Source organism: Streptococcus mobilis (genome assembly GCF_059727625.1).
This window is the reverse complement of sequence record NZ_AP041823.1, coordinates 1803397-1827155: the sequence shown is the minus strand read 5'-3', so window position 1 is coordinate 1827155 and position 23759 is coordinate 1803397. Positions and strand designations below refer to the sequence as shown.

Here is a 23759-nt window from a genome sequence, read left to right as displayed (position 1 = left end):
TTATTTTCATTTTTGATAAAATTTGACTATCAAAGTAAAATTAGGAGGTGGAGTTTTGAATTACCAATTAGTTAACGACTATTTAACATCCATCTTTAATAATGTTTTGGTTATTGAGGAGTCGAGCCTAAGAGCAAGTCGATTCAAAGATGTTTCTATTAAAGAAATGCATACGATCGATGTGATTGGTTCGACACCGAATGCAACCCCGAGTGATATTTCACGGGAGTTGATGGTGACTTTGGGGACTGTCACGACAAGTTTGAATAATCTTGAGCGCAAAGGGTATATCGAAAGAAGAAGATCGGAAGTTGATCGCCGGGTTGTACACTTGAGTTTAACAAAGAACGGTCGTCTACTTTATCGTCTTCATCAGCAATTCCATAAACGGATGGTCAACCAGATTATTGGAGATATGAGTCCCGAAGAGAAGAAAGTGATGCAAAAAGGATTGCAAAATCTGTATCGTTTCTTGGAGGAAATTAAATAATGGTCTTTGCTAAAATTAGTCAAGTTGCTCATTATGCACCTGACCAAGTCGTATCAAATGATGATTTGGCTGAGATCATGGATACAAGTGATGAATGGATCAGTAGTCGGACAGGTATCCTTCGGCGTCACATTTCAAAAGATGAGACGACAAGTGATCTAGCAACAATTGTTGCACAAAGATTATTAGCAAAAGCAAACTTAGATGCTGAGGAAATTGATTTCATCGTTGTTGCTACGATTACTCCAGACAGCTTAATGCCATCAACTGCAGCCCGGGTACAAGCTAATATTGGAGCTTCTCGAGCTTTTGCCTTTGATCTGACTGCAGCATGCAGTGGATTTGTATTTGCATTAGCCACTGCTGAAAAATACATTTCTTCAGGTATGTACCGGCGAGGAATTGTGATCGGTAGTGAGACGCTTTCAAAAGTATTAGACTGGTCAGACCGTTCCACTTCAGTCCTTTTTGGAGATGGAGCTGGTGGTGTCTTGCTTGAAGCAAGCGATCAAAAATCGTTTTTTGCTGAGAATCTTTTTACAGATGGTAGCCGAGGTGCTAGTCTTGAGTCTTGCTATTTGGGTCTGTCTTCCCCTTATTCAGAGGAAGTTTCCGATCGAAGATATCTGACAATGGATGGACGGGCAGTTTTTGATTTTGCCATTCGTGATGTCACGAAAAGTATTCAAAAAATTATAGCAGACGCCTCTATGGAAGCAGAAGAGATTGACTATTTTCTGTTACACCAGGCGAATGACCGAATGTTAGATAAGATGTCAAAAAAACTGGGTGTCTCTAGAGAGAAAATCCCAGCAAATATGATGGAATATGGGAACACTAGTGCTGCTAGTATCCCCATTCTATTATCGGAGTGTGTCGAGAATCATCGAATCAAGATGGATGGAAGTCAAAAAATTCTTCTGACAGGATTCGGTGGAGGTTTGACATGGGGCACACTTCTTGTTACAATCTAGTTAAACATGTGGAAACACATTTTAAAAATTTATATATTATTTTTTAAGGAGGCCTATCATGGCAGTATTTGAAAAAGTACAAGAAATTATCGTTGAAGAACTTGGTAAAGAACCATCAGAAGTAACTCTTGAATCTACATTCGAAGATTTAGAAGCAGATTCATTGGATTTGTTCCAAGTTATCTCTGAAATTGAAGATGCTTTTGACATCCAAATCGAAACTGAAGAAGGATTGTCTACAGTTGGTGACCTTGTCGCTTACGTAGAAGAAAAAACAAAATAATGATAGATGAGAGTATCGAAAGATATTCTCTCTTGTTTAGGTAATAGTTTGAGGCTCAAAGAAACAATCTTTTAAACTCAAACTATTACTTAAGCGAAAAAAGAGGTAGGTATAATGCAAACACGAATTACTGAACTATTGAATATTAAATATCCAATCTTCCAAGGTGGGATGGCATGGGTCGCTGATGGTGACTTGGCTGGAGCAGTATCAAATGCCGGTGGTCTTGGAATCATTGGTGGCGGGAACGCTCCAAAAGAAGTTGTAAAGGCTAACATTGATAAAGTGAAGTCTATTACAGATAAACCTTTTGGTGTAAATATCATGCTCTTGTCCCCATTCGCGGATGACATTGTTGACCTGGTGATTGAAGAAGGTGTAAAAGTTGTTACAACTGGTGCTGGAAATCCTGGGAAATACATGGATCGTTTCCATGAAGCAGGGATCACTGTCATTCCTGTTGTTCCATCTGTTGCCCTTGCAAAACGGATGGAAAAATTGGGTGCCGATGCAGTGATTGCAGAAGGAATGGAAGCTGGAGGTCACGTTGGTAAATTGACGACTATGACCTTGGTTCGTCAAGTGGTTGAAGCTGTTTCTATTCCAGTAATTGGTGCTGGAGGTGTCGCTGATGGTGCCGGTGCTGCAGCTGTCTTTATGTTAGGTGCCGAAGCTGTTCAGGTGGGAACTCGTTTCGTGGTTGCTAAAGAATCTAATGCTCACCAAAACTTTAAGAATAAAATCTTGAAAGCGAAAGATATTGATACGGTAGTTTCAGCATCAGTTGTTGGACACCCTGTTCGTGCGATCAAGAATAAATTGGCTTCTGCCTATAACCAAGCTGAAAAAGATTTCTTGGCAGGTAAGAAGACTCAAGAAGAAATTGAAGAATTAGGAGCAGGTGCCCTTCGCAATGCCGTTGTTGATGGAGATGTTGACAATGGATCTGTAATGGCAGGTCAAATTGCTGGACTTGTCAGCAAGGAAGAAACTTGTGCTGAAATTCTAGAAGATATCTATTATGGTGCAGCCAAGGTGATTCAAAGAGAGGCTGCTCGTTGGGCAGATGTAAACGTCTAAAAACGTCGAAAGGATTAGGATAGTGACAAAACGTGCGTTCTTATTTGCTGGTCAAGGGGCTCAGAAATTGGGCATGGCGAGCGATTTGTATGCGGCTTATCCCGTTGTTAAAGAGACATTTGATACGGCTAGTCGTATTCTAGGTTATGATTTGCGTGAATTGATTGATTCTAACGAAGAAAAACTGAATCAGACACGCTATACTCAACCAGCTATTTTGACAACGTCAGTAGCCATTTATCGTCTCTTAGCAGAAAATGGTATCACTCCTGATATTGTTGCCGGCCTCTCTTTGGGGGAATATTCTGCCTTAGTTGCGGCTGGAGCTCTTTCGTTTGAAGATGCAGTAGCTTTGGTTGCGAAACGTGGTGAATTCATGGAAACAGCAGCTCCTGCTGGAAGTGGGAAAATGGTTGCTGTTATGAATACAGATCCAAGTTTGATCGAGGAGATTTGTCAACAAGCATCCGAAAAGGGTGTAGTAACACCAGCTAACTACAATACGCCAGCACAAATTGTGATTGGTGGTGAGGTTGCGGCTGTGGACTATGCTGTGGAACTATTGCAGGAAGCAGGTGCCAAACGCTTGATCCCTTTGAATGTGTCAGGTCCATTCCACACAGCTTTACTGGAATCTGCTAGTCAAAAATTGGCGGCTGAACTAGAAAAAGTATCATTTAATGATTTTGATCTTCCTTTAGTTGGGAATACAGAAGCTACTATCATGAAGTCAGAAGATGTGAAAGCACTTTTGGCACGTCAAGTAAAAGAACCGGTTCGTTTCTATGATTCAATTGCTACGATTCAAGACTTTGGTGTAGATGAAGTCATCGAGATCGGACCTGGAAAAGTCTTGTCAGGATTCTTGAAGAAAATTGATAAAACTCTTCCAACTCATAACGTCGAAGATCAGGCTAGTCTAGATGCACTTCTGAATGCTTAAAACGAGGTAAAGATGGAACTTAAGAATAAAAATGTTTTTGTAACAGGTTCAACACGCGGAATTGGATTGGCTGTGGCTCATAAATTTGCGAGTCTCGGTGCCAATGTTGTCCTAAATGGACGTTCTGAAATTTCTGAGGACTTGCTTGCACAGTTTGCTGACTATGGTGTGACTGTTGTTGGTATTTCTGGGGATATTTCTAATGGCGAAGATGCGCAACGTATGGTTGCTGAAGCTATTGAAAAGCTTGGTAGTGTTGATGTTTTGGTCAATAACGCTGGCATCACAAACGACAAGTTGATGTTGAAAATGACTGAAGAAGATTTTGAACGGGTCTTGAAAATCAACTTGACCGGTGCCTTTAATATGACACAAGCTGTCTTAAAACCGATGTCTAAGGCTCGTCAAGGTGCCATTATCAACATGTCCTCTGTTGTTGGTCTAATGGGGAATATCGGTCAAGCTAACTATGCGGCTTCAAAAGCTGGTTTGATTGGTTTCACTAAATCAGTAGCGCGTGAAGTTGCGGCTCGTGGCGTTCGTGTGAATGCCATTGCACCTGGTTTCATTGAATCAGATATGACTGATGCTATTCCAGAGAAAATGAAAGATGCCATGCTAGCTCAAGTGCCAATGAAACGAATTGGTCAAGCTGAAGAAGTGGCAGAAGTTGCGGCTTTCATAGCAGGTCAAGAATATTTAACTGGTCAAACAATTGCCATTGATGGCGGCATGACTATGCAATAATGAATGCTCACTGATCGAAAATCACTTACTTAAATATCCATCCGACAAAAGGAGAATATATATGTCTACAAATCGTGTTGTTGTTACAGGTTACGGTGTAACCTCACCAATCGGAAATACACCAGAGGAGTTCTGGAATAGCCTTCATGAAGGAAAAATTGGAATCAAGCCTATTACGAAATTTGATGCTTCTGAAATTCCAGTCTTTAATGCTGGTGAAATTCAAGATTTCCCATTCGATAAATATTTCGTGAAAAAAGATCAAAATCGTATGGATACTTACTCATTGTATGCAATCTATGCTGCAATGGAAGCTATTGAAAATTCAGGCTTGAACATGGAAGAAGAAGATCGCGATCGTGTTGGTGTGATTGTCTCATCTGGTATCGGTGGTTTGCAAGAATTGGAAGATCAAATTATCCGGATGCATGAACGTGGGATGAAGAGAATCCAACCAATGTTTATTCCAAAAGCTCTTTCAAACATGGGGGCTGGAAACATCGCACTTAAGATTGGGGCTCAAGGGGTATGTAAATCCGTGACAACAGCTTGTGCTTCTGCCAATGATGCAATTGGTGAAGCTTTCCGTGAAATTAAATTTGGTATGCATGATGTTGTTTTGGCAGGTGGTGCTGAAGCTTCGATTACTAAGATTGGTATCGGTGGTTTCAATGCCCTGACGGCCCTTTCAACAACGGAAGACCCAGAACGTTCATCTATTCCATTTGACAAAGACCGTAATGGTTTTGTGATGGGGGAAGGTGCAGGGGTTCTCGTTATTGAAAGCTTGGAACATGCTCAAAAACGTGGTGCTAACATCTTGGCTGAGATTGTTGGTTACGGATCAAACTGTGATGCTTACCATATGACAACACCAACACCAGATGGTTCAGGTGCGGCTAAAGCGATTAAATTGGCTATTAATGAAGCTGGTATCAAACCTGAAGATGTTGATTATGTTAATGCTCACGGGACATCAACACCTGCCAATGAAAAAGGTGAAAGTGGTGCCATTGTTTCTGTACTTGGTAAAGAAGTTCCTGTATCATCTACTAAATCATTTACAGGGCACTTGCTTGGTGCTGCTGGTGCGGTTGAAGCGATTGCTACTATCGAAGCGATTCGTCACAGCTTTGTACCAAAAACTGCTGGTACCAAAGAATTGTCTGACTATATCGAAGCAAACGTTGTTTATGATGAAGGTCAAGAAGCGGATATTCAGTATGCTATCTCAAATACCTTTGGTTTTGGAGGACACAATGCTGTTCTGGCCTTTAAACGTTGGGAGGGTTAATTCATGAATATTTCTGAAATCAAAGATTTGTTGGCTCAATTTGATGCGTCAACTTTGCGTGAATTCTCATATAAAAATAATGGCGAAGAATTGAATTTGAGTAAAAACCAAACGAGTTCAGTTGCGACTACACCGGTTTCTCCTGCAGTTGAAGTGGTAGCAACTCCTCAAACTCCTGTAGTAGCCCCTGTTGTTGAAGCACCAGCAACTCCAGCTGTAGCGGCTGAACCAGTTGCTGCTCCAGCTCAGGCTGCAGAAGGTGATGTGGTTGAAAGTCCATTGGTTGGGGTGGCTTACTTGTCGCCAGCTCCGGATAAACCAGCCTTTGTATCTGTAGGAGACAAAGTTACTAAGGGTCAAACACTCTTGATTATCGAAGCCATGAAAGTGATGAATGAAGTCCCAGCACCAAAAGATGGGGTAGTCACTGAAATTTTGGTAACGAATGAAGAAATGGTTGAATTTGGAAAAGGATTGGTTCGAATCAAATGACAATTGATATTAATGCTATTCGTGAGGCTTTGCCGCATCGTTACCCAATGCTTTTGGTGGATCGCGTTTTAGAAACAAGCGAAGATACGATTGTTGCCATTAAAAACGTGACAATTAATGAACCATTTTTTAATGGACATTTTCCACAATATCCTGTTATGCCAGGTGTTCTCATCATGGAAGCTTTGGCACAAACAGCAGGTGTATTAGAGTTGTCAAAACCTGAAAATAAAGGGAAATTAGTCTTTTATGCAGGGATGGACAAGGTGAAGTTTAAAAAACAAGTCGTTCCAGGAGATCAACTGGTGATGACAGCTACTTTTGTCAAACGTCGTGGAACCATTGCTGTTGTTGAAGCGAAAGCAGAGGTAGACGGTAAGCTTGCAGCTTCAGGAACGCTTACTTTTGCAATTGGAAATTAAGAAAGGCCTATCTATGTTTCGTAAGATCTTAATCGCCAATCGTGGTGAGATTGCAGTACGCATTATTCGTGCGGCTCGTGAACTTGGCATCGAGACGGTTGCGGTGTATTCTACTGCTGATAAAGAAGCCTTGCATACCTTACTAGCGGATGAAGCAGTCTGTATTGGCCCTGCTAAATCAACAGAATCTTATTTGAATATGAGTGCTGTCTTGTCTGCAGCTGTTCTAACAGGAGCAGAAGCTATCCATCCTGGTTTTGGATTTTTAAGTGAAAACTCAAAATTTGCGACCATGTGTGAGGAAGTGGGCATTAAATTTATTGGTCCTTCTGCTAAAGTCATGGATTTGATGGGGGATAAGATTAATGCTCGTAAACAGATGATCAAAGCAGGAGTGCCTGTTATTCCTGGATCAGATGGTGAAGTGTATACTGCTGAAGAAGCCCTCGAGATTGCAGAGCGTATTGGTTACCCTGTGATGTTGAAAGCATCTGCAGGAGGCGGTGGTAAGGGAATTCGGAAGGTTGAAAAATCAGAAGATTTGGTTGCTGCTTTTGAATCTGCTTCCTCAGAAGCTCAAGCTGCTTTTGGGAATGGTGCCATGTATATGGAGCGGGTGATTTATCCGGCACGCCACATTGAAGTACAGATTTTAGCGGATCAGCATGGACATGTCATTCACTTAGGTGAACGCGATTGCTCTCTTCAACGGAACAATCAAAAAGTTCTAGAAGAATCCCCTTCAATTGCTATCGGAAAAACTCTTCGTAATCAAATTGGTTCTGCTGCTGTTCGGGCTGCTGAATCAGTTGGGTATGAGAATGCTGGAACGATTGAATTCTTGTATGATGAAGGCAAGGGTGAGTTCTACTTTATGGAAATGAATACCCGTGTGCAAGTAGAGCATCCTGTCACGGAATTTGTAACAGGAGTTGATATCGTTAAGGAACAGATTAAAATCGCAGCTGGACAAGAATTATCCGTTACTCAAGAGGATATTGTCATTAAAGGTCATGCGATTGAATGCCGGATCAATGCGGAAAATCCTTCCTTTAACTTTGCACCAAGCCCAGGTAAGATCACTAATCTCTATCTTCCAAGTGGTGGGGTTGGCTTGCGTGTGGATTCTGCTGTGTATCCTGGTTATACGATTCCGCCATACTATGATAGTATGATTGCTAAGATCATTGTCCATGGTGAAAATCGCTTTGATGCACTGATGAAAATGCAGCGTGCTCTTTATGAGTTGGAAATCGATGGTGTCATAACCAATAGCAGTTTCCAGTTGGATTTGATTTCAGATTCACATGTGATCGCTGGTGATTATGACACTGCATTTTTGATGGAACAATTCCTTCCAAATTATAATAAGGAATGATGAAAAAGCCTGGACTTGTGAGGGAAGTATGAACATCATCTTCACAGTTTCAGGCTTTTATAGTAATGCTGCAGATACTGTAGCATATTATAAGGAGTAAGTAATGGCATTATTTTCTAAAAAAGATAAATATATTCGGATCAATCCGAATAGGTCAGCCTGGAAGGAGCCTCAGCCAAAACCTGAAGTTCCTGATGAACTATTTTCACAATGCCCAGGTTGTAAACATACCATTTACCAAAAGGATTTAGGTAGTGAGCGTGTCTGCCCGAATTGTGGCTATACCTTCCGTATTTCTGCTAAAGAACGCTTGGCGCTGACAGTGGATCCGGCTAGCTTTGAAGAAATGTTTACAGGAATCGAAACAACAGATCCTTTGAATTTCCCAAATTATAAGAAGAAACTAGCAGCAGTGCGGGAAATGACAGGACTGGATGAAGCTGTTCTGACTGGAACTGCCTTGATTAAAGGACAAAAAGTTGCGCTTGGGATCATGGATTCCAACTTTATCATGGCTTCAATGGGTTCTGTAGTAGGCGAAAAAATTACTCGTTTATTTGAATTTGCGACAAAAGAAAAATTGCCAGTTGTTCTTTTTACCGCTTCCGGTGGTGCTCGGATGCAAGAAGGAATCGTGAGTTTGATGCAAATGGCAAAAATTTCTGCGGCTGTTCAACGTCATTCTAAAGAAAAATTATTCTATTTGACGGTATTGACAGATCCGACAACAGGTGGGGTGACAGCTTCGTTTGCTATGGAGGGTGATATTATCATGGCAGAGAGTCAGGCTTTGGTTGGCTTTGCTGGTCGACGCGTGATCGAATCAACTGTGCGTGAAAAATTGCCAGATGATTTCCAAAAAGCAGAATTTCTACAAGAACATGGATTTGTAGACTTGATCGTGGAGAGAAGCCAAATCCGAGCAACGGTTGGACAATTATTGGCCCTTCATGGAGGTAAACATGAGTAAAATAACACAGATTATTAAAGAGGCACGTGACCAAGGAAGATTGACTGCGCTTGATTTTGCTCAAGGAATTTTTGATGATTTTATCGAATTGCATGGAGATCGAAACTTCCGTGATGATGGTGCGGTGATTGGTGGGATTGGACGCTTAGGCGGTCAAACGGTTACAGTCGTTGGAATCCAAAAAGGAAAAAATCTTCAGGATAATCTAAAACGTAATTTTGGGCAACCCCATCCAGAAGGCTATCGAAAAGCTCTGCGCCTCATGAAGCAAGCAGAGAAATTTGGCCGTCCAGTTGTGACCTTTATCAATACAGCGGGTGCTTATCCTGGTGTTGGAGCTGAAGAACGAGGACAAGGTGAAGCCATTGCCCGCAACCTCATGGAAATGAGTGATCTAAAAGTTCCAATTATCGCGATTATCATCGGAGAAGGTGGCTCTGGTGGTGCCTTGGCTCTTGCTGTGGCAGATAAGGTCTGGATGCTTGAGAACTCCATCTATGCGGTCTTGAGTCCAGAAGGTTTTGCCTCTATTCTTTGGAAAGATGGAAGTCGTGCCATGGAAGCAGCAGAGTTGATGAAGATTACTTCTCACGAATTGTTAAATATGGAAATTGTCGATAAGGTGATTCCCGAGCATGGATTTTCAAATGGAGAACTACTGGCTCAAGTGAAGAAGGAATTACAGGAAGAGTTAAAGGTTTTACAAGCCTTACCTCTCGAAGAGCTTCTGGAGCAACGCTACCAACGTTTTCGTAAATATTAAAAAACTGAGCTTGCAATTTGCAAGTCTCAGTTTTTTTAAACTTTATTTTGGTGCGATGACTTCAGCGCCACCCATATATGGACGAAGAACTTCAGGAATGGTTACAGAACCATCTTCGTTTTGATAGTTTTCAAGAATAGCAGCGACGGTACGTCCAACAGCTAACCCTGAACCGTTCAAAGTGTGAAGAAGTTTGACTTTACCATCTGCTTCGTCACGGTAGCGGATTTGCGCACGGCGAGCTTGGAAATCTTCTGTATTGGAACAGCTTGAGATTTCACGGTAGGTGTTTTGCGCTGGAATCCACACTTCTAAGTCATAAGTCTTAGCAGCTGAGAAGCCCATGTCTCCAGTGGAGAGAGCTACCACACGGTATGGAAGGTTCAGTTTTTGAAGGATATTTTCAGCATTGACAACCATTTTTTCCAATTCATCATATGATTCTTCTGGTTTAGCAAATTTCACCATTTCAACCTTATGGAATTGGTGCAAACGGATCAAGCCGCGAGTATCACGACCAGCTGAACCAGCTTCTGAACGGAATGATGGACTCATAGCGGTGAAGTAGATTGGAAGGTCTTTTCCATCAAGAATTTCATCGCGGTAGTAGTTCGTCAAAGGAACTTCAGCAGTTGGAATGAGGACATAATTGGTATCGCTAAGTTCAAAAGTATCTTCCTTGAATTTTGGATACTGACCAGTACCAAACATAGAATCATGGTTGACCATGTAAGGAGGGATGACTTCAGTGTAGCCTTCCTTGCCATGTTCGTCCAACATGAAGTTGTAGATAGCACGTTCTAAGCGAGCTCCAAGACCTTTGTAGAAGAGGAAACGAGCACCAGTGACTTTAGCCCCGCGTTCCCAGTCAAGGATATCAAGGTCTTCTCCTAAATCCCAGTGAGCTTTTGGTTCGAAGTCAAACTCGCGAGGAGTTCCCCAACGGCGAACTTCAACGTTGTCATCCTCATCTGCTCCAACAGGGACACTATCAGCAGGGATATTTGGAAGGGTAGTAGTGAATTCAGTTAATTTGGCATCGATTTCAGCCAATTCTGTATCCAATGCTTTGACTTCTGCAGAGAGGGTTTGCATGGCAGCAATCTTATCATCTGCATTTTCCTTGTTGCGTTTAGCTTGTGCGATTTCAGCAGATACAGTGTTACGCTCTGCTTTGAGATTTTCTACTTTGACTAAGATATCTCGACGTTTAGCATCGATTTCTTTCATTTCATTCAAAATAGCTGCATCTACGCCACGTGTTGCCAATTTTTTAGCAACAGCATCAAAGTCTGTACGAATTCGTTTAATATCTAACATAGCTTCTCCTTTAACAAAAAACACACCTGTTAGAGTGTTGGAGTGGCAGAGCCACGGTTCCATCCAACTTCACAGGTGTGCACTTGATTCGATATTGTATTTTAAAGAAACGGTAGAATTTCAATTAAGATTTCTATCTGCTCGCAGCAACCGCAGACTTTCTGAAAGAACCTCTTAACTTACTTATCCGTTTGCGTCTATTATACAAGAAAAGATCCTATTTTGCAAATAGATTTTTAATTTTAGCCGTGATGATTTGGATCAACGTAGGAAGTTTGACAATTTTATCATTTCCTAGATGTTCCCGAGCAATCTTTAAAATTTTTCCAGAGTCTTTTGAAGCAAAGAGAAATTTTGATTCTCTGGTATAGATTTCAAAATGGCGGCTAATTTTACGTCCGGATACATTGGCTCCGATTCGCTCGATTTCTTGCCAGGGAATTTGGATGTAGTCTTCTACATTTGCATCCGCATAAAATTCAAAAGCGGCATTCCCGACTAGGATTTTTCCAACCTTTCCCCCCACTCCAAGGTAAGAAACCCCTGTAGTATGGAATTCAACGGTTTTATTCAATGATTGAGCCATGAGATCCTCCTGTATTGCTGTTCACTCCATTATATCATAATAAAAAGAAGGCCGAAACCTTCTTTTTTGTTGATCTTTGCTTACATCAAGCCAGCAACGTGTGCTAATACACCGATTACAAAGAGAGCGATGATGATAGTGATTGGAGATACTTTTTTCTTCAACAACCACATACAAGCAAAAGTAAGAAGCAATCCCATCAAACCAGGAATCAATGAATCCAAGTTTTGTTGGAAAGTTGTAACTTTTTCAGGTGTTTGAGATAGGCCTGAACCAACTTGAGCGAAGGCTTCTTGGATACCCTTGTATCCTTCAGGAAGTTTATCCCAGTGGATATAAGCTTTATCGGCTAATTTGACAGAAGAAACATTGAAGACGAATTTAATAGATACCCAACGTTCTACCAAAACAGCGAGGATGAACATCCCAAGGATAGAAGCCCCTTTAGTGATGTCTTGCAAGATCCCACCAGACATATCTTTGGTAATTTCAGAACCTGCTTTGTAGCCAAGTTCTTGCGTGTACCACAAGAAGGCCATACGAATTGCATTCCATGCGATAAAGAAGATAAGTGGACCAAGGATATTACCAGACGCAGCAAGTGATGCACCAAGGGCACCAAGGATAGGACGTACTGTAAACCAGAAGACTGGATCTCCGATACCCGCCAAAGGACCCATCATACCAATTTTAACCCCTTGGATGGCAGCATCGTCAATCGCAGCACCGTTTGCTCTTTCTTCTTCAAGAGCAAGTGTTACCCCGATGATAGGAGCGGCAACGTATGGGTGAGTGTTAAAGAATTCCATGTGACGTTCAAGAGCAGCCGCTTGGTCTTCTTTCTTTGTGTAGAGTTTTTTGATAGCTGGGATCAATGAGTAAGCCCAACCCAAGTTTTGCATCCGTTCATAGTTCCAAGAACCTTGCAAGAAGGTTGAACGCCACCAAACTTTTTGACGATCTGATTTAGATAATTGTAATTTTTCAGTCATGATAGTGTCACACCTTTCTTAATAGTCTTCGAGAATGTCGCCAATTGGATCGTTAGAAGTAGCGGCACCGCCACCTCCATTGCCACCTTTCTTAGAAAGAGTAAGGTAGATCAAGGCAAGGGCAACACCAATTGCTCCAAGGGCAATCAAGGTCAATTGGCTAACAGCTGCAAGAGCAAAACCGATGGCAAAGAATGGCCATACTTCACGGCTCGCCATCATGTTGATAACCATGGCATAACCAACGGCTACAACCATACCACCACCGATTTGCATTCCATCAGAGAGCCATTTTGGCATTTGTTCAAGAGCAGTTTTGACAGTTTCAGCAGGAATCATCAACAAGAGGGCTGCAGGAATGGCGATACGAAGACCTTGAAGAAGAAGGGCCACAAAGTGAGCGCGTTCTACACCTTTGATATCCCCTTTTCTAGCAGCAGCGTCGGCAGTGTGAACCAAACCAACGGAAAGGGTACGGACGATCATGGTCAAGAAAAGACCAGCAACTGCAAGTGGAATAGCGACACTTTGAGCGACAGCGATTCCTTTTGTACTGAAGTCTCCCCCAAGTACCATGATGATGGCAGCAGCGACAGATGCAAGGGCAGCATCGGGTGCAACTGCGGCACCAATGTTTGCCCAGCCAAGTGCAATAAATTGAAGTGAACCACCAAGCATAATGCCAGCAGTCAAATTACCTGTTACCAAACCGATTAAGGTACAAGCAACAAGGGGTTGGTGGAATTGGAATTGGTCAAGGATACCTTCAAGACCTGCTAAGAAGGCAACAACGACCACTAATACCATAGAAATAATAGACATGTTTAAAATCCTTTCGTAAGTAATCGATTATTGAACGTTAGCTTTGTTAATTAAGTCAAACAAATCTTTCTTAGAGTCATTTGGCACTTTACGGACGTCAAATTCAACTCCAAGATCACGCATTTTTTCAAATGTAGCCACATCATCTTTATCCATTGATAACACATTGTTCACCATGGTTTTACCAGTTGAGTGGGCCATTGAACCAACGTTCAAGGTTTTAATCGGAACACCACCTTCGATGGCGCGAAGAGCATCTTGAGGTGTTTCAAATAAGATCAAAGCATGGGTATTTCCAAAACGTGGATCTTTTGCAACGTCGATCAATTTTTGAATTGGGACAACGTTTGCTTTCACACCATTCGGTGCCGCTTGTTTGATCAATTCCTTACGGAGTTCATCTTTAGCAACAGAATCTGAAGCAACAATGATCCGATCGGCTTTTGAATCAGGTGTCCAAGCAGTTGCGACTTGTCCATGAAGAAGACGTGTATCTAAGCGGGCAAGGTTAATCTTGAGTTTTCCATCTCCGATAACCGTTCCTTCTGGAATAGCAGCTTGGGCTACAGGAGCAGCAGTGGCTGTACTAGCTTCTTCAACAGGATTCAATTCTTCTGGAAGGGCTTTGACACCGTCTTTTGCTTCCTTGATGATGTTTGCAGCGACTTGATCAACGCCGGCATTTGCATCCATCAAACGTTCTGTATAAGCTTGAATCAACATCGGAAGGTTCAATCCTGTGATGATCGCAAATTTACGATCTGGATTTTCTCCCATGACGCGACTTGCTTGGTTAAATGGAGAACCACTCCAAAGGTCAGCCAAAACCAAGACTTCATCTTCTGCATCAAATGCGGCAACAGCTGCATTAAATTTAGCATAGAGATCATCCGGGCCTTCACTTGGCATGAACGTAACCACTTGAACTTTCTCTTGATCCCCAAAGATCATCGAGCCGGATTGGTGGATTCCAGCTGCAAATTCACCGTGGCTAGCAATAATGATACCAATACTCATTATTGACATTCCTCCTTATAAAATTTGTTTGACTTTCAGTTTAAGAAAACTTTAAGCTACTTTATTATAAATCGTTTCCACACTTAAGTCAATTTTTCTATCAAAATCTCGATGTAAAAACATTGATTTATTATATTAAATCATCGTTAGATAGAAAAAGAATGCTCTTGAATGAATTTTGTTTATTACTTGTTGATGCTTAAAAAATCAATAATAGATATGTTTTATAGGATTTTGTTCTCAATGAAAAGATTCCGAGAATCAAACGATATTCTCGAAAACAAAAATAAATATATAACAAATTGTATATGAGAGTGATTGAGAGCACTCAAAAAGACTAGCCCAGTTGGGCTAGTCCTGTAGGTTCAGTTGTTTAGTTTGTAAAGTCAAGTACCATACGTCCTTGAATGGTTCCGGCTTCCATTTCGTCAAAGACTTTGACAGCATCTTCTACTGGACGTTTTTGAACGACAGGGACTACCAAGCCTTCTGCACCAAATTGGAAAGCTTCTTCCAAGTCTTTACGAGTTCCTACAAGAGAACCAATGACTTGGATACCATCTAATACAGTTTTCACAATGCTGAGGTCCATCATTTCAGAAGGAAGACCAACTGCGACCACGCGGCCACCAGCACGAACAGAATCTACTGCTTGGTTGAAAGCTACTTTAGAAACGGCTGTTACGACAGCAGAGTGAGCTCCACCGTTTGTTTTTTCTTTGATCAATCCTGGGACATCTTCGACTTCGCGACCGTTGATGACAAAGTCTGCACCAACTTCTTTCGCCAATTCTAGTTTATCATTGTTGATATCGACAGCGATGACATGTGCGTTGAAGACTTTCTTAGCATATTGAACAGCCAAGTTTCCTAGTCCACCAGCTCCATAGATAACGATCCATTGTCCTGGTTCAGCTTTGGCTTCTTTGATGGCTTTGTAAGTTGTAACACCTGCACACGTAATAGAAGATGCTTGGGCTGGATCTAATCCTTCAGGTACTTTCACTGCGTAATCTGCAGTAACGATACATTGTTCAGCCATCCCTCCATCAACAGAGTAACCAGCATTTTTTACAGTACGGCAAAGAGTTTCACGACCAGTTGTACAGTATTCACAAGTTCCACATCCTTCGAAGAACCATGCGACACTGACACGATCCCCAACTTTTAGGCTCTTGACATCTGGAGCAACTTCTTTAACAATACCGATTCCTTCGTGTCCAAGAACACGGCCTGGAACTTTACCGAAGTCCCCGTGAGCAACGTGCAAGTCAGTGTGGCAGACACCACAGTATTCGATTTGAACAAGTGCTTCCCCTGTTTCAAGTGGACGCATGTCTTTGTTTGCAACGATTTCAACACCAGTACCTTCTGGATTTACAACAACAGCTTTCATTTTGTTCCTCCTTAAGTGAACGAGAAGCGGTTTAAAATTTTTGAAAGCGCTTCTTTAATAACTATGTTAATAATATCACAAACTAGATGACGAGGCAATGAAAAAAATGGAAAAAAAGGGCGGTATTGATTAACCGATTAAGGATTTGGCGCAGAAAAAGACATGAGGGGATAACTCATGTCTGTTAGTTTTATAAGAATAATTGAATGAGTTGGCGCGCGACACCGTCTTCGTTATTCGTGAAATCTATGACGGAGTCTGCATAAGGGAGAAGGACGGAGCTAGCATTTTTCATAGCGTATCCATGACCAGCGAGAGCTAGCATGTCGGTATCGTTGTGCTCGTCTCCAAAGGCAATCAAATCCTTCTGATCCATATTGAGTTTATCTAGAAGGTAGGTCAGAGCAGATGCTTTGGTCACATTTTTGGGATTGCATTCCAGAATATTTAAGGGACCACCCCAAGTATTGATAGACAGATTGTAGTCATAATGCCGATTCATTTCATCTGCCAGAGCATATTTGTCTTCCGCTTTCGTTTGAAAGAGGATACAGTTTGGGTCGCTCGTTACCCGTTCGGGGTTGAATTGATTTTCTGGTTGGAAAGCCTCAATACCGAATAATTTAGGATCTGCGACGTGCTCATTTGGATCGGTAATAAAGAATTTATTGCGGTATTCGCCTGCTATAAAGTCAGCCTGGATGGTGTCTCGGTTGGCGACCATATCTAACAGGTATTTTTTATCTAAAGTCAAACATTGTTCATCCACCCATTTTTTCTCAGGTAGATGCGTAAGGGAGCCGTTAAAATTGATCATCGGAGTATCTAGCTCTAGTTGTTTGTAGTAGGTATGTGCCATACGGTAGGGGCGGCCTGTTGTAATAATAACTTTATGGCCAAGAGCACTAATTTTTTTAATGGTCTCAATGGTAAAGTCGCTCAATTTGCTTTCGGAATTTAAGAGGGTACCGTCTAGATCTAGAGCGATCATCTTTTTATGCATATTTCAGTTCCTTTCGAGAAGAATGAGACCATTATATCAGAAAAATCGGAAAAGCGCTCAAAAATCGAGAAGAGAAGCGGGATTTCTTGAAAGACGAAAGATCTTTTGATAGAATAGATATAACGTTCGCAAATTGATTGGGAGCGAGAATGATGAAAAAGGAGTTTATTCTGAAATGGATAAGTTTTTTAAACTTTCAGAACATGGAACCACTGTTCGAACAGAGGTTCTTGCTGGTTTGACAACCTTTTTTGCGATGAGTTATATCCTCTTCGTAAACCCTCAAATGTTGTCACAAACAGGTATGCCAGCTCAAGGGGTCTTCCTTGCAACGATTATTGGATCCGTTGTCGGAACCTTGATGATGGCTTTTTATGCCAATTTACCTTATGCACAAGCACCTGGGATGGGCTTGAATGCCTTCTTTACCTTTACCGTTGTATTTGGTATGGGCTACTCATGGCAGGAAGCTTTGGGAATGGTCTTCATTTGTGGTGTGATCTCATTGATTATCACATTGACAAATGTTCGGAAGATGATCATCGAATCGATTCCGACCGCTCTTCGCTCTGCTATTTCAGCTGGGATCGGGATTTTCTTGGCCTATGTTGGAATTAAGAATGCGGGATTTTTGAAATTCACGATTGACCCTCATACCTATACAGTGGTTGGAGAAGGAGCAGATAAGGCGAATGCAACGATCTCAGCCAATGCATCTGCTGTTCCTGGATTGGTTGCTTTTAACAATCCAGCTGTCCTCTTGGCTCTTGTTGGTCTTGCGATTACTATTTTCTTTGTTGTCAAAGGGATTAAGGGAGGGATTATCCTTTCTATCTTAGTAACGACTGTGCTTGGAATTCTCATCCATGTTGTTGATATCACTAAAATTGACTTTGCAAGTAATCATCTAGGAGCTGCCTTTAATGATTTAGGCACGATCTTTGGTCAAGCTTTGGGATCGAAAGGATTGGGTTCCTTGATTTCAAATACCTCTCGTTTGCCTGAAACCTTAATGGCAATCTTAGCCTTCTCCTTGACCGATATTTTTGATACAATTGGAACTTTGATCGGTACGGGTGAAAAAGTTGGGATTGTTGCGACGAATGGGGAAAACCATCAATCAGTGAAATTAGATAAGGCCCTCTATTCAGACCTTGTAGCGACTTCAGTCGGAGCCATTGCAGGAACTTCAAACGTAACGACGTATGTTGAATCTGCAGCTGGTATTGGAGCTGGTGGACGCACTGGTCTGACAGCCTTGGTTGTAGCGATTTGTTTTGCTATTTCAAGTCTCTTTAGTCCTTTGTTGGCGATTGTACCGACCGCTGCTACAGCTCCAATTTTGATTGTTGTTGGGATCATGATGTTGAGTGGCTTGAAAAATATCCATTGGGAAGATATGTCAGAAGCCGTTCCTGCCTTCTTCACTTCTATCTTTATGGGCTTCAGCTACTCGATTACACAAGGGATCGCTGCTGGATTTATCACCTATAGCTTGGTGAAAGTGGTTAAAGGAGAAGCCAAAGAAGTGCACAGCATGATTTGGATCCTAGATGTTCTCTTTATTTTAAACTACGTTAGCATGGCCTTGAATTAAGCATCAGGAAAGTGCCAAAAAGGAATGGGAGTTGTCTCCCATTCCTTTCAGATTGAAGACAAAGTTATACCAAAAACATTCCTTAGGTGAGTACGGACGTCAGCGAACTTCTTTGAAGTTCCATGACTAATTATTGAGCCTAAGGTCTCAATAATTCCGAGTGCCTGAAACGTTATTGTTTCAGGCACTTTTCTCACAGCGGAAAGTTTCAGTATTTTCTTAAATCGATTTAAAAATTGGAACTCAAATTTATTTTTTTTTTGCAGAATCACTTAACTTATTTTACTTTGAAATAGTTTGTCTATCTATCTAAAAAGCAAACCTGAGTCGAACAATTTCTAAAAGAAAGAGCAGATTTTTAAAAAGTTTGGTATAATAGAGAAATGATTAGTCACAATGAAACGGAGCTGATCGCTCTAGGAAAACAGCTAGGAAAACTCTTAGAAAAGCAAGACGTGATCATCTTATCAGGTGATCTAGGGGCAGGAAAAACGACCTTTACCAAGGGAATTGCAAAGGGGTTAGGGATTGATCAGATGATTAAAAGCCCGACCTATACCATTGTTCGTGAATACGAAGGTCGCTTGCCTTTATACCATTTGGATGTTTACCGGATTGGGAATGATCCAGATTCTATTGATTTAGATGATTTTCTATTTGGAGATGGTGCTACCATTATTGAATGGGGAGAGCTGATTGAGCCGAGTCTCTCGGATGCTTATCTAAAAATTTTTATCCGAAAATTAGAAGATGGGCGAGAGTTAGCTTTTGAAGCTCATGGAGCGCGTGCAGAAGCTTTGCTGGCATCCTTTGAGCAGGTGGAAAAAACCGATGACTAAGGAAAAGGAAGTAACATTAGAAATTCGGCAAGCTGACAGTGCAGACGCGGCTCTTGTCGTTGATTTCTTAAATCAAGTTGGGAAAGAGTCAGATTACATGACGCTAGATGAAGCTGGAATTGGCATGTCTCCAGCAGACATGGAGCAATTTCTAATGGTGCAAGAAATGGCGGAAAATCGGATTTGCCTCTTGCTATTTCTAGATCAGGAACTGGCAGCTTTGTTAAATATCACTGCAGCTTCTCAACGGTCTGTTCGGCATATTGGTGATGTCTTTATTGTGGTTCAAAAAGCTTATTGGAATCAAGGGCTTGGACAGATCTTGTTGGAAGAAGGAATTGAGTGGGCGCACTCGACGGGTGTTCTTAGGAAACTAGTCTTGAATGTCCAAGTGCGCAATGAACGAGCAGTTCACCTGTATAAAAAGTTAGGTTTTGAGATCGAAGGTTGTCAAGCTCGTGGAGCTTGTTCAGCTGAAGGAGAATTCTTAGATGTTTACCTTATGGGGAAACTGATAGATTAGAGAGAGATTCTAAATGGTTAAAAAAATTATTTTGATGTTTTTGAGCTTATTGACGGTAACAGTGATTGGGATTGGGGCCTATGGCCTTACCATCCTAAACCAAACGACTGGGACTCTCAGTAAGACCTATAAAGGCTTTGGAAATGAGACCAATGTCATTGCAGAAAACAAGCCGATGACTATCCTTTTGATGGGGGTTGATACAGGTAGCGGTTCTCGGGAAGATCCTTGGGCCGGCAATAGTGATACCATGATTTTGGTGACTGTCAATCCTCAAACAAAAGAAACAACCATGACGAGCTTGGAAAGAGATATCCTAACCAATATTACTTCAGATGGCGAAACGGTCCAAGCAAAATTGAATTCGGCTTATGCTCAAGGTGGTGCCAAGTTAGCCATTAAGACCATTCAAGATCTTTTGAATATCCATATTGACCGCTATGTCATGATCAATATGAAGGGATTGGTTCAATTAGTGGATAAGGTTGGTGGTATCACGGTTAACAATCCATTTGACTTCGATATCTCGATCGAGGAAAATGAGCCAGAATATACGGCTAAGATCGCACCAGGACGTCAGGAGATTAATGGGGACCAAGCTCTCGTTTATTCACGCATGCGCTACCAAGACCCAGAAGGAGACTATGGACGTCAAAAACGCCAACGTGAAGTGATCAAAAAGATTGTTGAGAAAGTTTTAAGCCTCAATAGTTTGAGTCACTACAAAGGAATCATTGAGTCTGTTAGTGACAATATGCAAACCAACATTTCACTTGATAGCAACAGTCTTCTTCAATTGTTAGGATATAAAGATGCCCTTTCAACGATTCATCAGTACCAGCTGAAAGGAGAAGATGCCACCTTAGCAGATGGCGGAAGTTATCAGATTGTCACTTCAAAACATCTCTTGAAAATTCAAAATATCATCCGCAAAGCTTTGGGGATGAAAGAAATTAAAACATTGAAAACCAATGCTTACCTATTAGATGGAGATGAAGAGTTGAAGAGTGCTTCTTCTCAAAATGATACGCCAGCGGCCTCATCTGAGGAAGCACCTGTTTACCAAGAGTTTAACCAACTACCAGTTGTACCATCGACCCAGGATACGGGAGTGGTGACACCTCAAAGTTCTGTTGCACCAGTGACACCAGTTGCTCCTGCAGCTACAGAGTCGAGCAGTGTGACACCTACGGTGCCTTCAGAATAAGAAAAAAACGATTGAGTTTTCTCAATCGTTTTTACTTGGTTGCCAGATGTCTTGAATTTCTTTTAGAGAAGCTGTTGCTTGTTGACTAAATAGTTTGGTCTTGTATTGGAAATCCGTTACCAATTCTTGAAGATTGGTCTTTTGGTCTTGGATAATATCCAGATTGCGTTGGATTTTTGCTAGGTTATCTTGAATTCCCTTGACCAATTGGCTGGATTCAGTCACCTCTGTTTTAATTTCTTTGCGGTTTTTTACTAGGTGGTAGCTCATGCTAGCTCCTGTTGCAAACCAAAAGAGATTTTTGAGTTTCATATGGCCTCCTTTTTAACTGTTTTTGATGGTTTCTGCGAGAACTGCTAGTTGTTCAAAATTAGGCTCGTGTTCAGTAAATGAAATGGCAAGCTCATCTTGATCGGAATAGCGAGGGATAATGTGGACATGTGTGTGAAAAACGGTTTGTCCAGAAACCTCTTCCATGTTGCTGATGATATTCATTCCTTTAGCTTGGGTAGCAGCTTCTACTTTTTTAGCAACTTTAGAGACACGTGCAAATAGTTGAGCTGTGGCGGTTTCGTCCATCTCTAATAGATTGCGAGCGTGTTTTTTTGGCACCACTAACGTATGACCTGGGGTAACCTGAGAGATGTCCAAAAATGCGAGAACTTCCTCGTCTTCATAGACTTTGGAGGAAGGAATGTCGCCAGCTATAATCTTACAAAAAATACAATCATCAACCATAAATACACCTCATTTAGACTAAATTTTGTTATAATATAAGAACATTATACCAGAAATCGGAGAAAATATGTTAGAAATCAACAAGTTGACAGGGGGCTATGTCAACATCCCTGTCCTGAAAGAGGTGAGCTTTTCAGTTCCGGATGGCCAACTGATTGGTTTGATTGGACTAAATGGAGCTGGGAAGTCAACCACGATTAATGAAATTATTGGTCTCCTGCATCCTTATGCTGGGGAAGTACGGATTGACGGCCTGAGTCTGCCAGAAGCTCCAACAGACTATCGTAAAAAAATCGGCTATATTCCAGAAACCCCTAGCCTATATGAAGAATTAACCTTGAGAGAGCATATCGAGACCGTAGCTATGGCCTATGATTTAGACATGGATCAGGTCATGGTGCGCGTCCAGCCTTTATTGGAACGATTTCGTTTGGCTGAAAAATTAGATTGGTTCCCGACCCAGTTTTCAAAAGGGATGAAGCAAAAGGTCATGATTATTTGCGCCTATGCAGTGGATCCAAGTCTTTATATTGTCGATGAACCCTTTTTGGGATTGGATCCTGTTGCGATTGCAGATTTGATTCAGTTATTGGCCGATGAGAAAGCAAAAGGGAAATCGATTTTGATGAGTACCCACGTTCTGGATTCGGCTGAAAAGATGTGTGATGGTTTTGTGATCCTCCATAAGGGTCAGATCCGAGCACAAGGGACCTTGGACGAGCTGCGTTCAACTTTTGGGGATGAGAAAGCAAGTCTAAATGATATCTACATGACCTTGACAGAAGAGGAAACAGCATGAAAGAGTTGATGAAAAAACGGCAAGAAACGTTTCGAACTCAATGTGTAAAATATAGCCGCTATGTTCTCAATGATCATTTCGTCCTCTTTATGCTGATTTTCATAGGATTTTTGGCAGTTCAATACAGCCAATTCTTGCAAGATCTACCCAAAGATACAAGCCTGATCCGCTGGAGTCTCATGATTGGTTTGCTCCTCTTGGTTCCGATAGGCTCCATTGCGACCTACTTAGAGAAACCCGATGCTTTATTCCTTTTAGTAAAGGAAGAGGAAGTGAAACGTTATATCAAAGGGCAGGCCAAGAAGTCTTTTGTGTTTTGGTTTTTGATTCAAAGTTTTGTCCTTCTATTATTTGTGCCTCTTCTTCTGGCAACGGGGCTGGATAAACTTGCTATTGTAGCTTATATCCTTGTCTTAGGAGTGGCTAAAGGGGCTGTTTTTAGCTGGAAGGAAGCGCGCTTCTACCAGGATGGAAATTTGAATTGGACCTTGGCCATTGCTCGTGAGAATGCAAGGAAACAATTGATTCTTCGTTTCTTTGCCTTGTTTACAACGGTGAAAGGTATTACTAACAGTGTTAAAAGAAGAGCTTACTTGGATGGTTTCTTAGGGCTTCTTCCCAAAACACATGGCAATACGTGGCTTCACTTATATATGCGCTCCTTCCTACGGAATGGAGATCTTTTCTCTATGACTCTCCGACTCTTGGCTCTTTCCATTTTCGCTATCATCTTTATTCCCCAGCCTCTCGTAGTGATTGCTCTTGTAGCCTTGCTCAATTACTTGGTTATTTTTCAATTACTGGGGCTATACAGTGCTTTTGATTACCAACCCTTGACCCTCCTTTTCCCAATGAAAAAGGGCAGTAAAAAGGCAGGGTTGAACAAAACGATTCAGCTGGTCATGGGGATGGTAACGGTGATAGAAGGGGGAATTGGCCTGGTCTTTATTTCAGATAAAGTCCTGTTGTTAGGCTTATTGGCTTATACAGTTGCTTTAATCCTACTCTATCTTCCATTTAAGATGGCGCGCTTGGTTGACGAAAGTCGTTAAAATTAGTAAAATAGATTGGAAACTTTTTACGG

Annotated in this window: 27 protein-coding genes; 18 read left to right on the top strand and 9 right to left on the bottom strand. The window is 41.6% G+C overall.

The window, feature by feature from the left end; all coding sequences use genetic code 11:
- Positions 1-55: 55 nt before the first annotated feature.
- The 12 genes from fabT (at position 56) to AC6IZR_RS08725 (ending at position 9836) form a co-directional block, all read left to right on the top strand.
- Complete coding sequence (fabT, locus tag AC6IZR_RS08780; RefSeq protein ID WP_003003993.1) at positions 56-490, top strand: fatty acid biosynthesis transcriptional regulator FabT; 435 nt, start codon at positions 56-58, stop codon at positions 488-490.
- Positions 490-1464 (top strand): beta-ketoacyl-ACP synthase III, encoded by a 975-nt coding sequence (locus AC6IZR_RS08775; protein WP_497848451.1) that lies wholly within the window; start codon positions 490-492, stop codon positions 1462-1464. The genes fabT and AC6IZR_RS08775 overlap by 1 nt, the downstream gene beginning before the upstream one ends.
- 58 nt (positions 1465-1522) lie before the next feature.
- On the top strand, positions 1523-1747 hold the full coding sequence (locus tag AC6IZR_RS08770) for an acyl carrier protein (RefSeq protein WP_003003892.1): 225 nt from the start codon (positions 1523-1525) through the stop codon (positions 1745-1747).
- A gap of 114 nt (positions 1748-1861) precedes the next feature.
- Positions 1862-2827, top strand: a complete 966-nt coding sequence (fabK, locus tag AC6IZR_RS08765) for an enoyl-[acyl-carrier-protein] reductase FabK (protein WP_497848450.1) — start codon at positions 1862-1864, stop codon at positions 2825-2827.
- 22 nt (positions 2828-2849) lie between these two features.
- Complete coding sequence (fabD, locus tag AC6IZR_RS08760; protein WP_061455934.1) at positions 2850-3770, top strand: ACP S-malonyltransferase; 921 nt, start codon at positions 2850-2852, stop codon at positions 3768-3770.
- 12 nt (positions 3771-3782) lie between these two features.
- Positions 3783-4517, top strand: a complete 735-nt coding sequence (gene fabG / locus AC6IZR_RS08755) for a 3-oxoacyl-[acyl-carrier-protein] reductase (protein WP_497848449.1) — start codon at positions 3783-3785, stop codon at positions 4515-4517.
- Between the two features lie 61 nt (positions 4518-4578).
- Positions 4579-5811 (top strand): beta-ketoacyl-ACP synthase II, encoded by a 1233-nt coding sequence (gene fabF, locus AC6IZR_RS08750; RefSeq protein WP_497848448.1) that lies wholly within the window; start codon positions 4579-4581, stop codon positions 5809-5811.
- A 3-nt stretch (positions 5812-5814) separates the two neighbouring features.
- Entirely contained in the window at positions 5815-6303 is a 489-nt protein-coding gene (gene accB / locus AC6IZR_RS08745) for an acetyl-CoA carboxylase biotin carboxyl carrier protein (RefSeq protein ID WP_070586272.1), read from the top strand.
- Entirely contained in the window at positions 6300-6725 is a 426-nt protein-coding gene (gene fabZ, locus AC6IZR_RS08740; RefSeq protein ID WP_003004019.1) for a 3-hydroxyacyl-ACP dehydratase FabZ, read from the top strand. Before accB ends, fabZ begins: the two co-directional genes overlap by 4 nt.
- Positions 6726-6738: 13 nt before the next feature.
- Positions 6739-8103 carry an acetyl-CoA carboxylase biotin carboxylase subunit gene (locus tag AC6IZR_RS08735; RefSeq protein WP_497848447.1) on the top strand — a complete coding sequence of 455 codons (1365 nt, stop codon included), beginning with the start codon at positions 6739-6741 and terminating at the stop codon, positions 8101-8103.
- Positions 8104-8206: 103 nt separating this feature from the next.
- The gene (gene accD, locus AC6IZR_RS08730) at positions 8207-9073 is read left to right on the top strand and encodes an acetyl-CoA carboxylase, carboxyltransferase subunit beta (RefSeq protein ID WP_003003810.1); all 867 of its coding nucleotides are present in this window, start codon (positions 8207-8209) and stop codon (positions 9071-9073) included.
- A complete protein-coding gene (locus AC6IZR_RS08725) occupies positions 9066-9836 on the top strand; it encodes an acetyl-CoA carboxylase carboxyl transferase subunit alpha (RefSeq protein ID WP_151191458.1) in 771 nt (256 codons plus the stop codon). The genes accD and AC6IZR_RS08725 overlap by 8 nt, the downstream gene beginning before the upstream one ends.
- A gap of 42 nt (positions 9837-9878) precedes the next feature.
- On the opposite strand, the gene serS is transcribed toward AC6IZR_RS08725, so the two are convergent.
- The 7 genes from serS to AC6IZR_RS08690 all read right to left on the bottom strand — a co-directional run bounded on the left by serS (position 9879) and on the right by AC6IZR_RS08690 (position 16972).
- Positions 9879-11156: a serine--tRNA ligase gene (serS, locus tag AC6IZR_RS08720; protein ID WP_155200065.1), complete on the bottom strand. Its 1278-nt coding sequence runs from the start codon at positions 11154-11156 to the stop codon at positions 9879-9881.
- Between the two features lie 217 nt (positions 11157-11373).
- Positions 11374-11742 (bottom strand): DUF956 family protein, encoded by a 369-nt coding sequence (locus tag AC6IZR_RS08715; RefSeq protein WP_023920226.1) that lies wholly within the window; start codon positions 11740-11742, stop codon positions 11374-11376.
- Positions 11743-11822: 80 nt separating this feature from the next.
- Positions 11823-12734 carry a PTS system mannose/fructose/sorbose family transporter subunit IID gene (locus AC6IZR_RS08710; RefSeq protein ID WP_070586274.1) on the bottom strand — a complete coding sequence of 304 codons (912 nt, stop codon included), beginning with the start codon at positions 12732-12734 and terminating at the stop codon, positions 11823-11825.
- Between the two features lie 18 nt (positions 12735-12752).
- On the bottom strand, positions 12753-13556 hold the full coding sequence (locus AC6IZR_RS08705; RefSeq protein WP_003003888.1) for a PTS mannose/fructose/sorbose transporter subunit IIC: 804 nt from the start codon (positions 13554-13556) through the stop codon (positions 12753-12755).
- 27 nt (positions 13557-13583) lie between these two features.
- The gene (locus tag AC6IZR_RS08700) at positions 13584-14573 is read right to left on the bottom strand and encodes a PTS sugar transporter subunit IIB (protein ID WP_003003964.1); all 990 of its coding nucleotides are present in this window, start codon (positions 14571-14573) and stop codon (positions 13584-13586) included.
- A 373-nt stretch (positions 14574-14946) separates the two neighbouring features.
- Positions 14947-15969, bottom strand: coding sequence for an alcohol dehydrogenase AdhP (gene adhP, locus AC6IZR_RS08695; RefSeq protein WP_003003874.1), 1023 nt, complete (start codon positions 15967-15969; stop codon positions 14947-14949).
- A gap of 190 nt (positions 15970-16159) precedes the next feature.
- A complete protein-coding gene (locus AC6IZR_RS08690) occupies positions 16160-16972 on the bottom strand; it encodes a Cof-type HAD-IIB family hydrolase (protein ID WP_497848446.1) in 813 nt (270 codons plus the stop codon).
- A gap of 175 nt (positions 16973-17147) precedes the next feature.
- Here AC6IZR_RS08690 and AC6IZR_RS08685 point away from each other — a divergent pair, with 175 nt between their 5' ends.
- The 4 genes from AC6IZR_RS08685 to lytR all read left to right on the top strand — a co-directional run bounded on the left by AC6IZR_RS08685 (position 17148) and on the right by lytR (position 21138).
- A complete protein-coding gene (locus AC6IZR_RS08685) occupies positions 17148-18569 on the top strand; it encodes an NCS2 family permease (RefSeq protein WP_497848445.1) in 1422 nt (473 codons plus the stop codon).
- 383 nt (positions 18570-18952) lie between these two features.
- Positions 18953-19408, top strand: coding sequence for a tRNA (adenosine(37)-N6)-threonylcarbamoyltransferase complex ATPase subunit type 1 TsaE (tsaE, locus tag AC6IZR_RS08680; RefSeq protein ID WP_031575203.1), 456 nt, complete (start codon positions 18953-18955; stop codon positions 19406-19408).
- A complete protein-coding gene (locus tag AC6IZR_RS08675) occupies positions 19401-19931 on the top strand; it encodes a GNAT family N-acetyltransferase (RefSeq protein WP_497848444.1) in 531 nt (176 codons plus the stop codon). Before tsaE ends, AC6IZR_RS08675 begins: the two co-directional genes overlap by 8 nt.
- Positions 19932-19944: 13 nt before the next feature.
- A complete protein-coding gene (gene lytR / locus AC6IZR_RS08670) occupies positions 19945-21138 on the top strand; it encodes a glycopolymer--peptidoglycan transferase LytR (RefSeq protein ID WP_371585618.1) in 1194 nt (397 codons plus the stop codon).
- Positions 21139-21159: 21 nt separating this feature from the next.
- On the opposite strand, the gene AC6IZR_RS08665 is transcribed toward lytR, so the two are convergent.
- Together AC6IZR_RS08665 and AC6IZR_RS08660 are read right to left on the bottom strand one after the other, a co-directional pair.
- Positions 21160-21450, bottom strand: coding sequence for a hypothetical protein (locus AC6IZR_RS08665; RefSeq protein ID WP_462129093.1), 291 nt, complete (start codon positions 21448-21450; stop codon positions 21160-21162).
- A gap of 12 nt (positions 21451-21462) precedes the next feature.
- On the bottom strand, positions 21463-21876 hold the full coding sequence (locus tag AC6IZR_RS08660) for an HIT family protein (RefSeq protein WP_003012582.1): 414 nt from the start codon (positions 21874-21876) through the stop codon (positions 21463-21465).
- A 67-nt stretch (positions 21877-21943) separates the two neighbouring features.
- Here AC6IZR_RS08660 and AC6IZR_RS08655 point away from each other — a divergent pair, with 67 nt between their 5' ends.
- A complete protein-coding gene (locus AC6IZR_RS08655; RefSeq protein ID WP_049472475.1) occupies positions 21944-22675 on the top strand; it encodes an ABC transporter ATP-binding protein in 732 nt (243 codons plus the stop codon).
- Positions 22672-23727, top strand: a complete 1056-nt coding sequence (locus AC6IZR_RS08650) for an ABC transporter permease (RefSeq protein ID WP_497848443.1) — start codon at positions 22672-22674, stop codon at positions 23725-23727. The genes AC6IZR_RS08655 and AC6IZR_RS08650 overlap by 4 nt, the downstream gene beginning before the upstream one ends.
- Positions 23728-23759: the final 32 nt, after the last annotated feature.

Bases quoted from the DNA above. Each gene is read 5' to 3' on its own strand.
- AC6IZR_RS08665 (WP_462129093.1), bottom strand. From the start codon at position 21,450: ATGAAACTCAAAAATCTCTTTTGGTTTGCAACAGGAGCTAGCATGAGC.
- AC6IZR_RS08650 (WP_497848443.1), top strand. From the start codon at position 22,672: ATGAAAGAGTTGATGAAAAAACGGCAAGAAACGTTTCGAACTCAATGT.
- fabK (WP_497848450.1), top strand. From the start codon at position 1,862: ATGCAAACACGAATTACTGAACTATTGAATATTAAATATCCAATCTTC.
- adhP (WP_003003874.1), bottom strand. From the start codon at position 15,969: ATGAAAGCTGTTGTTGTAAATCCAGAAGGTACTGGTGTTGAAATCGTT.
- AC6IZR_RS08700 (WP_003003964.1), bottom strand. From the start codon at position 14,573: ATGAGTATTGGTATCATTATTGCTAGCCACGGTGAATTTGCAGCTGGA.
- fabG (WP_497848449.1), top strand. From the start codon at position 3,783: ATGGAACTTAAGAATAAAAATGTTTTTGTAACAGGTTCAACACGCGGA.
- AC6IZR_RS08715 (WP_023920226.1), bottom strand. From the start codon at position 11,742: ATGGCTCAATCATTGAATAAAACCGTTGAATTCCATACTACAGGGGTT.
- AC6IZR_RS08660 (WP_003012582.1), bottom strand. From the start codon at position 21,876: ATGGTTGATGATTGTATTTTTTGTAAGATTATAGCTGGCGACATTCCT.
- AC6IZR_RS08690 (WP_497848446.1), bottom strand. From the start codon at position 16,972: ATGCATAAAAAGATGATCGCTCTAGATCTAGACGGTACCCTCTTAAAT.
- AC6IZR_RS08770 (WP_003003892.1), top strand. From the start codon at position 1,523: ATGGCAGTATTTGAAAAAGTACAAGAAATTATCGTTGAAGAACTTGGT.
- AC6IZR_RS08675 (WP_497848444.1), top strand. From the start codon at position 19,401: ATGACTAAGGAAAAGGAAGTAACATTAGAAATTCGGCAAGCTGACAGT.
- accB (WP_070586272.1), top strand. From the start codon at position 5,815: ATGAATATTTCTGAAATCAAAGATTTGTTGGCTCAATTTGATGCGTCA.
- AC6IZR_RS08725 (WP_151191458.1), top strand. From the start codon at position 9,066: ATGAGTAAAATAACACAGATTATTAAAGAGGCACGTGACCAAGGAAGA.
- AC6IZR_RS08655 (WP_049472475.1), top strand. From the start codon at position 21,944: ATGTTAGAAATCAACAAGTTGACAGGGGGCTATGTCAACATCCCTGTC.
- fabF (WP_497848448.1), top strand. From the start codon at position 4,579: ATGTCTACAAATCGTGTTGTTGTTACAGGTTACGGTGTAACCTCACCA.
- lytR (WP_371585618.1), top strand. From the start codon at position 19,945: ATGGTTAAAAAAATTATTTTGATGTTTTTGAGCTTATTGACGGTAACA.
- AC6IZR_RS08705 (WP_003003888.1), bottom strand. From the start codon at position 13,556: ATGTCTATTATTTCTATGGTATTAGTGGTCGTTGTTGCCTTCTTAGCA.
- tsaE (WP_031575203.1), top strand. From the start codon at position 18,953: ATGATTAGTCACAATGAAACGGAGCTGATCGCTCTAGGAAAACAGCTA.
- accD (WP_003003810.1), top strand. From the start codon at position 8,207: ATGGCATTATTTTCTAAAAAAGATAAATATATTCGGATCAATCCGAAT.
- AC6IZR_RS08710 (WP_070586274.1), bottom strand. From the start codon at position 12,734: ATGACTGAAAAATTACAATTATCTAAATCAGATCGTCAAAAAGTTTGG.
- AC6IZR_RS08775 (WP_497848451.1), top strand. From the start codon at position 490: ATGGTCTTTGCTAAAATTAGTCAAGTTGCTCATTATGCACCTGACCAA.
- AC6IZR_RS08735 (WP_497848447.1), top strand. From the start codon at position 6,739: ATGTTTCGTAAGATCTTAATCGCCAATCGTGGTGAGATTGCAGTACGC.
- AC6IZR_RS08685 (WP_497848445.1), top strand. From the start codon at position 17,148: ATGGATAAGTTTTTTAAACTTTCAGAACATGGAACCACTGTTCGAACA.
- serS (WP_155200065.1), bottom strand. From the start codon at position 11,156: ATGTTAGATATTAAACGAATTCGTACAGACTTTGATGCTGTTGCTAAA.
- fabZ (WP_003004019.1), top strand. From the start codon at position 6,300: ATGACAATTGATATTAATGCTATTCGTGAGGCTTTGCCGCATCGTTAC.